8 protein-coding genes and 1 pseudogene are annotated in these 8,890 nt (G+C 69.3%); 7 read left to right on the top strand and 2 right to left on the bottom strand.

Features of this window, described 5'->3' with window-relative positions; genetic code table 11:
- From RJ03_RS21910 to RJ03_RS21880, 7 genes and pseudogenes are all read left to right on the top strand, one after another.
- Nucleotides 1–194: pseudogene (locus RJ03_RS21910) on the top strand (hypothetical protein); the annotation flags it as partial.
- Between the two features lie 574 nt (nucleotides 195–768).
- Nucleotides 769–1,926 carry an AMP-binding protein gene (locus RJ03_RS21905; protein WP_036505417.1) on the top strand — a complete coding sequence of 386 codons (1,158 nt, stop codon included), beginning with the start codon at nucleotides 769–771 and terminating at the stop codon, nucleotides 1,924–1,926.
- Between the two features lie 170 nt (nucleotides 1,927–2,096).
- On the top strand, nucleotides 2,097–2,762 hold the full coding sequence (locus RJ03_RS21900) for a rhomboid-like protein (RefSeq protein ID WP_036505414.1): 666 nt from the start codon (nucleotides 2,097–2,099) through the stop codon (nucleotides 2,760–2,762).
- A gap of 145 nt (nucleotides 2,763–2,907) precedes the next feature.
- Nucleotides 2,908–5,052, top strand: a complete 2,145-nt coding sequence (locus RJ03_RS21895) for an acyltransferase family protein (protein WP_373281721.1) — start codon at nucleotides 2,908–2,910, stop codon at nucleotides 5,050–5,052.
- 83 nt (nucleotides 5,053–5,135) lie between these two features.
- Nucleotides 5,136–6,086 carry an alpha/beta hydrolase family protein gene (locus RJ03_RS21890; protein WP_232329335.1) on the top strand — a complete coding sequence of 317 codons (951 nt, stop codon included), beginning with the start codon at nucleotides 5,136–5,138 and terminating at the stop codon, nucleotides 6,084–6,086.
- 54 nt (nucleotides 6,087–6,140) lie between these two features.
- Nucleotides 6,141–6,758 (top strand): TetR/AcrR family transcriptional regulator, encoded by a 618-nt coding sequence (locus RJ03_RS21885; protein WP_083871248.1) that lies wholly within the window; start codon nucleotides 6,141–6,143, stop codon nucleotides 6,756–6,758.
- A 71-nt stretch (nucleotides 6,759–6,829) separates the two neighbouring features.
- Nucleotides 6,830–7,813 (top strand): dimethylarginine dimethylaminohydrolase family protein, encoded by a 984-nt coding sequence (locus tag RJ03_RS21880; RefSeq protein WP_036505407.1) that lies wholly within the window; start codon nucleotides 6,830–6,832, stop codon nucleotides 7,811–7,813.
- Between the two features lie 7 nt (nucleotides 7,814–7,820).
- Here the strand turns inward: RJ03_RS21880 and RJ03_RS21875 are convergent, their stop codons facing one another.
- On the bottom strand, nucleotides 7,821–8,378 hold the full coding sequence (locus tag RJ03_RS21875; protein ID WP_157163475.1) for a hypothetical protein: 558 nt from the start codon (nucleotides 8,376–8,378) through the stop codon (nucleotides 7,821–7,823).
- An 81-nt stretch (nucleotides 8,379–8,459) separates the two neighbouring features.
- Complete coding sequence (locus tag RJ03_RS21870; RefSeq protein WP_036505405.1) at nucleotides 8,460–8,678, bottom strand: hypothetical protein; 219 nt, start codon at nucleotides 8,676–8,678, stop codon at nucleotides 8,460–8,462.
- Nucleotides 8,679–8,890 lie beyond the last annotated feature (212 nt).

Here is an 8,890-nt window from a genome sequence, read left to right as displayed (position 1 = left end):
CCGATCTGGCGATCCACGGGCACGCGCACGCCGGATACGAGCGCGGCACCACACCCGGCGGGGTCCGGGTGCGCAATGTGGCCCAGCCGGTGATCCGCGCGGCCTATACGGTCTACGATCTCTCGGTGCCGGAGCGGGCGGACGGTTCCGGTGTGCCGAGCGAGTCGCACGAGGCCGCGCGGACCCCGGCCTGACAACGAATTGCCGGAATATCCGGCCGAGGAAGTGCCGCCGAAGTTCTGGTAATTCCCGCCGGGCTGCGGAATCATTTGTGGAGAATACCCGAGGACGGGTGCGGGAAGGATTGTTCCGAGCCGTCGTGACGCGAAATTGCGCGGCCGCCCGGTCCGGGGAGACGTCGGCGCCTCGCTCGGTCAGGTGCTGCGACGGGCCCCGGGGTGCGACAGGAACGATCGGTGCCGCAGGAGGATTCGCGGTGTCGATGAGCTCGGCGGACGGTACCTGATGAAGATCGCCGAGCGGCCCGGCGTACGCACAGAATCGCGTACATTCAACCGTGCAAATGTGCTTGCATCCGTAAATGCTTTCGCACACCACGTGACAATGCGTGCGGTTGCGCATTGTTGTTGTTCTGGCTAATGTGTCCGCATCCCGATGGCGTACATGTGACGTTTCCTTCGCAGGCGATGCGTTGCTGCCTGTGTCCACATGTGATCGGGTGCGAGCGTGTACTGCGGGGAGGAATGCGGTAGATATCGGACAAGGGGGAACAAAGATTGGTATTCGATGACAATAAATTCTGCATCGGTGAATATTCGAGGATATCGGGGCCGGGATATCGCGACCGGTGCCGGTAGGCCCGCGCTGTTGTTCAGCGCGGTCACGACCGCCATGCGGATGCGCCCGTACGCGACGGTGTCGAGCATGCACGACAGCCGGACCTTCGGTGACCTGCTCGCCGAGGTCTCCGACAAGGCCGCGCGATTCGATACGGTGTTGCGCCGTCCGCGTGCGAGAGTCCTTGTGGCGCTCGGCAATTCCCCCGGATACATCTCGACGATGCTGTCGTTGCTCGCCCGCGGCGACATCCCCGTCCTGGCCAATCCGGCACTGCCGCTCACCGCGATGCGGGAGCTGATCGAGGAGTGCGGCATCGACGCCGTCGTCGCCTCCGGGCAGGCCGGTGGAATCCGGCTCGACGAACGATCCTGGGCGCAGCGTACCGATTTCGACGGCGACCGCCCGGCCCTGCACCGCGACACCGAACTGTGCCGCGTCGCCTCGGCGCCGTCGCGGCGACTGGTCTGTCTCGAGTACTCCGCGACCGCGGTGCTCAACGCGGCCACCGCGTGGGTGGGGGCGAGCAAACTGCGCGAATCCGATCGGACGCTGTGTTTCGCAGGTCTGTTCGGGCGCTTCGGATTCCACACCGCCACCGTCGCCAATCTCGTCGCCGGCGCCGATCTGGTGCTGCCGGCCGGAACCCACGCGCCGGGCAATATCCATCGCCACCTCGCCGCGGAGTCTCCGACCGTGCTGGTGGCCGAACCGGCCGTCTATCAGGCGATGGTGCAGGGCACCCGGGAGGACCTGTCGGTCGACGTCGCGGCGGCGCTGCGCCGGATCCGGCTGCGGCTGTCGCCGCATTCGGTCGCCTCCTCGGTGGCGGCACGGGTGCGGGCCGTGTCGGGCCCGATCACCATCTGCTACGGCCTCGACGAAACCGGCCCGGTCGCCTACGGTTTCGACGCCGCCGACGGTGCGCCCGGTGTCCACCTGCTGTCCGGAGTCCGTATGGAGAACCGCTCCACCGACGGCGAGCAGTACGCGCGCGTGCACACCAAATCGCTGGCGACGACCTACCTCAACGACCCGCTCGAATTCGAACGCTCCCTCACCGGCGACGGCAGCTATCTGAGCCGCAGCCTGGCCGGTCTGCCCGCATCGGTCGTCGACGCCGGCTGACCGCGGCGGGGCAGTCCGGTGGCCGCCGCACCTCGGCGTTTCATCCGCGGTGGGTGATGCCGCCGTGGCGCAGGCGATACACAGTCGATGCGCCGGCGCTCGACGCCTCGTGAGCGCCGGGCCCGATCGGCCTGTGAGGAGCCACGGTGGCGAATCGACGATCTGAGCGGATGCGTGGTCGTGCCGCCGCGGCATGGCGTTACGTCCGCACGGCGCCGTGGACGTTCTCGTGGTTGGCGGTGCTCCTGGTGACCACGATCGTGCAGCATGCGGTGCCGCTGGACGACCTGAAGATCATTCTGGGCGAGCGCTCGACGAATCTGTCGAATCTGAAGAGCGATCCGCTCCACGTCCTGGTGACGAGCCTGCTGTGGGTCGCCGGGTACTTCTGGCTGCCGTATCTGGTGTTGTACTGCGTATTCCACGCGCCCGCCGAACGGTGGCTGGGCGCCCTGCGCTGGGCGATCGTCGGATTGCTCGCCCACGTGGGCGCCACCTACATCAGCGAGGGCCTGCTGGGCTGGGCGATCCGGCACGGATACGCCGATCCCGCTCTCGTCGACGTGCGCGATATCGGTGTCAGCTACTTCCTCGCCGGCATCATCGGCGTGCTGACCTATCACATCGCGTATCCGTGGCGGTGGGTGTATGTCGTGGCGGCCACGGCCTGTTTCGCCGCGCCGCCGCTGATCCACCTGACCTTCACGGGAGTCGGCCACTTCGCGGCCTTCCTGATCGGCCTGGCGTGCTACCCGCTCACCCGGACCCGGACCGCGCCGACGTGGAATCCGGCGCGGGCGTGGCGGGACCGCCACCGTCGCGCGCGCGCAGTCTAGTTCATCGGTGCGCACCTGGAAAGCGAAGTGGCGCTGAGTGTTTGCGGCGTGCTAAGAGAGTGGACGTGTTGTGGTCTGCGCGTGTTCATCTCCACCCTCGTGTGTCGGTACCGGCGCCCCTTCGCGGGAACCGGCGTTTCGCGTGGTGACCGGAGGTATCGCGCGCGCCCGGATCGTCGCGCCGCCGCGGCCCGCAGCGGCGCGTTCGGCGTCGGGTCGGCCGGCGTCGGGCCGGGCCGAGACCGCGTCGAAGAGGACCGTCTACCGCGGTGACCTGGACGGCTTGCGCGGTGTGGCGATCGTGCTGGTGGTGGTGTTCCACATCTGGTTCGGCCGGGTCTCGGGCGGCGTGGACGTCTTCCTGGTGCTCTCGGGATTCTTCTTCACCGGACTGCTGGTGCGCCGCGCGGAGCGGGGAGCCGTCGGCATCGGATTCACACTGCGCCGCACCGGGCGGCGGCTGCTGCCGGCGATGGTCGTCGTCCTGGCCGCCGTCGTGGCCGCGACGATCTCCACGCGGCCCTATACGCAATGGTCGGATCTGGCGGGACAAACCCTGGCGTCGCTGTTCTACTACCAGAACTGGCGACTCGCGACGAGCTGGTCGGACTACCTGGCCGCGGATCCGTCGGTGAGTCCGCTGCAACATCTGTGGTCGATGGCCGTGCAGGGACAGTTCTATCTGCTCGCCCTCGTCGTGGTGGCGCTGGTCGCCGCGGTGCTGCACCGCATCGACCGCATCGCATTGCTGCGTCCTGTCCTGGCCGGTCTGATCGCACCCGTGGCCGTCGTGTCGCTGCTGTACGCGACCCACGGCGCGGCAACGCATCAGGGCTGGAACTACTACGACAGCGGCGCGCGGCTGTGGGAGCTGCTCGCGGGGGCGGCGCTGGCGCTGGCCGGACCGGCCCTGCTGCTGCCGCGGATGCTGCGGGCGGTCACCGCGCTCGCCGGTCTGGCGGGCGTGCTGTTGTGCGGCTGGCTGATCGTCGACGGCGCCAACCGCTATCCCGGCCCCGCGGCGCTGGTCCCGGTGCTCGCCGCGGTGGCGGTGATCGCCTCCGGAAACAACGTCGCCGCGGGGGACATGCCGTGGCCCACTCGGATTCTCTCCTCGCGGCCGGCGCAGTGGCTCGGCGAGATCGCCTATCCGCTCTATCTGTGGCACTGGCCGATTCTCATCTTCTACCTCGCCGAATCGGGTCGCCCGCACGCCGGGCTGCGCGACGGCGCGCTGGTCGTCGCGGCGTCGCTGCTGCTGGCATGGGCGACGCACCTGCTCGTCGAACAGCCGTTGCGACTGGGGGCGCGCAGTACGCCGTTGAGTTCGTCGCCCCTGTATCGGCGCGGCGCCGGCACGCTGGTGTGCGCGGTGGCCGTTACCGTGGTCGCGGCCACGGGGGCATGGCAGTTCGGTGTGGTGCGCATGCATCCGGCGCCACCGACGCGGCCGCTGGATCGGGTGCTGTATCCGGGTGCGGAGGCGCTGGCGGCGGGGGCGCCGACCCCGCAGGCGCCGATGCGGCCCACGGTCTTGCAGGCTCCCGGCGAACTACCGCCGCCGACGCTCGACGGCTGTATCGCCGACTGGGACACCCGCGCGGTGGTCACCTGCACCTACGGCGATGCGAGCGCCACCCGCACCCTGGCGGTGGTGGGCAGTTCCCATGCCGAACACTGGGTTCCGGCGCTCCAGGAGCTCGCCGCACAGCATTCCTTCCGCATCCAGGTGTATCTGAAGATGGGCTGCCCGCTCACCCTGGCCGACGACGCCACCTACAAGGGGGAACCGATTCCCGACTGCCGGGACTGGTCGCGCGCGGTCCTGGACCGCCTGGCCGTCGACCGTCCGGACTGGGTGTTCACCACCGGCAGCCGGCCCCGCACCGGAACCGGCGACGAGACACCGCCCGAATATGTGGACGTGTGGTCGGCCCTGGCCGAACGCGGGCTCGACACCGTCACCATCCGCGACTCACCGTGGTTGCGCCACAACGAGATCCGTTACGCGGCGGCCGACTGCCTGGCCGGCGGCGGCGACCCGGTCAGCTGCGGTATGCGCCGCAGCGATGCGCTCGATCCGGTCGATCCGCAGCTCGAACCGGCCTCGCGCTACCCGAACATCTTCCCGATCGACCTGAGCGATGCGTTCTGCGATGCGTCGGTGTGCCCGGTGGTCGCCGGCAACATCCTGATCTACCACGACGAACACCATCTGACCTCGAGCTATTCGCGCTCGCTGTCCGGGGCTCTCGGCCGGGAGTTGGGACCGCTGCTGCACTGGTGGTAGTGCCGCGCGTCACGTGGGGCGACACCGCGGCTCGATAGCCAGTACCGTATTCCACGAGTGGCTCGAGCAGGAGGTGCCCGCACGTGGTGGGCGTTGAACAGGGTGGGGCGCGCCGGTGGGTGATGGCCGGGGTACTCGCGGTCGTCGTCGCGGCGATCGGCTTCGGTTCCGTGGAACCCGCGGCGCCGGATGGGCATGCCGGTCCGGCGGTGCCGGGCCTGAGCATCCAACCGGCCGAAGCCGGTGTGCCGATCCGGATCGCGTACGGCCGTGAAGCCGATACCTTCGGTGACCTCTATCTGCCCGCCGGTGGGCCGCTGTCCGGATCGTCCGGCCGGTGTCCGGTGGTGGTGCTGATTCACGGCGGCGGCTGGGCGCAGTACCGCGATCTGACCCAGTTCTCCGCGCAGGCCCGGCAGCTCGCCGAATCCGGTGTGGCGGTGTGGAATGTCGAGTATCGGCGGGTCAACGGCGCCGGCGGCTGGCCGGTGACGCTGACCGATGTCGACGACGCCGTCGCAGCCTTGGGCACGGTCGTCCAGCAGCGCGCCGGGGGCCGGCTCGATCTGGACAACGTCCATCTCGCCGGCCATTCGGCGGGCGGACAGCTGGCGGCATGGGTCGCGGGCCGCCGGACCGACGGCGAGGCCGCATCGCGCGGGTTGCGCATCCGCAGTGTGACGCTGATGGCCGCGGTACTGGATCTGGACTACGCGGTGGCGCACGGCAACGACGGATTCGTGCGCAAACTGCTGGGCGGTCTGCCCGACGAGGTACCCGACCGGTACCGGTATGCCTCACCGATCGTCAATCTTCCCCGGGGCGTGCACGTCACGGCCGTGCACGGCGACGCGGACCGGGTGGTGTCGGTCGAACAGAGCCGCCGCTACGCCGAGGCCGCCCGCCGCGCCGGCGACCCCACCGACCTGCACATCCTGCCCGGTGTCGGGCACGCCGAATTCACCGATCCGGGCTCCGCGGCATGGTCGGTGGCGCGGGTGGCGATTCTCGCGAGCGTCGCGGAATCGGCCTAGCCGGACACCGTCCCTGCCGCGCCCGGCCGCGACCGATAGTGTGGATTCGTGACGATGGCGGACAGACAGTACGGCGGCCGTGCGGTGACCGAACGCCGGGCCGAACGCCGTCAGCGTTTCATCGTCGCGGCGACGAAGGTGTTCGCCGAGCGCGGCTACGCGAACTGCTCGCTGGCCGATGTGTGCGCCGCGGCCGGACTGTCGAAGCGGCAGTTCTACGAGGAGTTCCAGACCCGCGAGGATGTGCTGATCGCCGCCTACGACCGGGTCCAGGACGAGGCCGCCGCGGCGGTCGTGCGGACTCTGGGCACGCTCTCACCGGCCGATCCGGCGCAGGCGATGGCGGTGGTGCTGTCGGCTTACCTCGACTCGATCACCTCCGATCCATACCGGGCCAAGCTGGCGTTCATCGAGGTGGTCGGCGCGAGCGACCGGATGGAGCAGCATCGCCGTGAACGCCGGCACGGCTGGGTCACCCTGCTGGAGATGGTGGTCGTGCCGATCGCGGGCCAGGGCGCGCGTCTGCGCGGCAGCGCCGCACTGTCGGCGAGTGTGCTGATCGGCGCGGTCAACGGTCTCGCCCACGAATGGTTGCTGATGCAGCCTCGTCCCGACGTGAGTGAGCTGACCGATCTCCTCATCCCCGTCGCGCTGTCGTTGATCGAGACCTGATCCGGTCGGTCAGCGACCGACTTCACGCGGTGCGCCGCACGGATTCCGTGGTTCACCCTACTGTTTACTGCATGGTTGCCAAGCGCTCGGAGATTCGTGTGGACAGCGAATTCGCGCGGTTGCGGACGATGGTGGTCGCGCGGTCGGAATTCCGTGGCCCGGCCGATCGGGCGGCGCTCGGTCACAGCCCGCCGGTGGAACCGCAGGCCGCCGAGATCATCGATGCGCTGTGGGGCAGGCGATTCGACGAGGTCTATCCGCAGCATCAGGCGGCCTGGGAGGCCGAACGCGACAATCTCGCCGCACTGCTGGAGTCGCACGGTGTCGAGGTGCTGCGCCCGCGACTGCTCACCGAGGCCGAGAAGCAGGCCCAGGCGCGGACGGGATATGCCAACTTCTTCGTGCGCGACCCGTGGTTCACCGTCGGTGCGAACGTGATCGAGGGTTCGCTGCAGTTCCCGCACCGTCGCCTCGAGGTCCTGACCAGCCGGCCGGTGCTGTGCGAGCGGGTGCTGGAGTCCGCGGCGGCCTACGTCTCGATCCCGATTCCCGAGGTGGCGCCGGCCGGTCAGGCCGGTCCGGGCCCGTACCTCGAGGGTGGTGACGTGGTGGTCCTGGGCCGTACCGTCCTCGTCGGCGTATCGGGTATGGCCACCGATGCCGCAGGGATCCGCTGGCTGGCGAAATACCTTGCGCCGCACGGTTTCACGGTAGTGCCGGTGCGCCTGCCGCCGCACGTGCTGCATCTGGACTGCGCGCTGGGGCTGGTCCGCGAGGGCCTGCTCGTCGCCTGCCCGGACCGGCTCCCGGACGGACTACCCGAACCGCTGCGGGGCTGGGAGTGTGTCGAGGTCGACGAGGACGAGGCGGCGCAGATGGCGACCAACGGCCTGCCCATCGACGCAGACACCTACGTCACCGATCCGGCGTTCGAGCGGGTCGGCGTGCAACTCGAACAGCGCGGCCTCACGGTGGAATATCTGGATTTCGGTGTATCACGCTTGTTCGGCGGTGCCTTCCGGTGCAGTACTCAGCCACTGTCGCGCATCGACTGATCGGCGCCTATCGCGCGGGATCGAGCGAGTCCAGTTCGGCGCGCAGCTGGTCGACCTCCGCCGCGACCTCATCGCGAAGTTCTTCGCGCTCGGCCAGGCTCAGCCGCAGACTCTCGATCGTCTCGTTCATCGCCGCGAGTCGCCGGTCCGCGCCCTCGAGATGCCATTCGAGCACCGAACGCCGGTCGACGTCGGTACTGGCCGAACCCACCCACTCGACCAGATAGTCCAGCCACTGTGGTTGTTTCGGCATCGGCTCGTCGTCGTCCCAGCCGCGGCGCAGTGCTGGCTTGGGGGAGAGGACGCGCTCACTGTCGCCACCGTCCGGGGTGGGGGCGTGCAGCTGGATCAGGCTCAGCTTGCCCGCGCTGGTCACCACCGCGGTCACCCGATATCGCCCGGCGAGATGCATTCTGAGTTCGGCGGTGCCGCGCCCGTCGGCGTCCATCGCGCCCAGCCACGGGCCGTGCGCCGCGCTGAGAATCGATTCGAGGATGCCGAGCTGGCCGACGCCGCGTCGCAGGCGGGTCGCTCGCTTGCGCAGCTCCTCGGTCGTGGCGGTCATCTGATCCCAGTGCATACCCACGAACATAGTGGTCCCGCCGCGCCGGTTCCCCACCTCCGGTGAAGTGGGGAACCGTCCCGATCACTGCGCGGGCGTCGCGGCCTGCGCACTTCCGCTCGACAGTGCCTTCACCAGATCGGTGATGCCGGACGCGGAGCCGGTGCCCGTGGGGTCCGGCTCGCCCGGCGCCACCACCGGTGTCGCGGAGACGGCGTCGTCCGCCGCCGCGATGCCCGCACCACCGCACAACGCGGCCGCCGCGGCGGCACCGATCAGGGTCAGAGTTCCGAGTTTCTTCATTCGGATGAAGTCCTATTCCGTGGATGTCGTTGTGAATGCGGCTGCCGCATCGTCCAATTCACTACATCCGGACGAATCGGACCAGCCCCGAGTATCCGGGGCAGCAGTGCCGGGGGCGGCCGCCGTCGGTGCGCCGCAGGCTCCGGCCGATGCCCGGTGCTCAGCGGCCAGTGCCGTGCAATGCCGTGGCGGTGCGGGAATTCGGCGTCGAC

Source organism: Nocardia aobensis NBRC 100429, from assembly GCF_000308375.1.
GTDB lineage: Bacteria > Actinomycetota > Actinomycetes > Mycobacteriales > Mycobacteriaceae > Nocardia > Nocardia aobensis.
This window is presented reverse-complemented; position numbering and strand designations above follow the sequence as displayed.

Bases quoted from the DNA above. Each gene is read 5' to 3' on its own strand.
- RJ03_RS21900 (WP_036505414.1), top strand. From the start codon at position 2,097: ATGCGTGGTCGTGCCGCCGCGGCATGGCGTTACGTCCGCACGGCGCCG.
- RJ03_RS21885 (WP_083871248.1), top strand. From the start codon at position 6,141: ATGGCGGACAGACAGTACGGCGGCCGTGCGGTGACCGAACGCCGGGCC.
- RJ03_RS21880 (WP_036505407.1), top strand. From the start codon at position 6,830: ATGGTTGCCAAGCGCTCGGAGATTCGTGTGGACAGCGAATTCGCGCGG.
- RJ03_RS21875 (WP_157163475.1), bottom strand. From the start codon at position 8,378: ATGACCGCCACGACCGAGGAGCTGCGCAAGCGAGCGACCCGCCTGCGA.
- RJ03_RS21870 (WP_036505405.1), bottom strand. From the start codon at position 8,678: ATGAAGAAACTCGGAACTCTGACCCTGATCGGTGCCGCCGCGGCGGCC.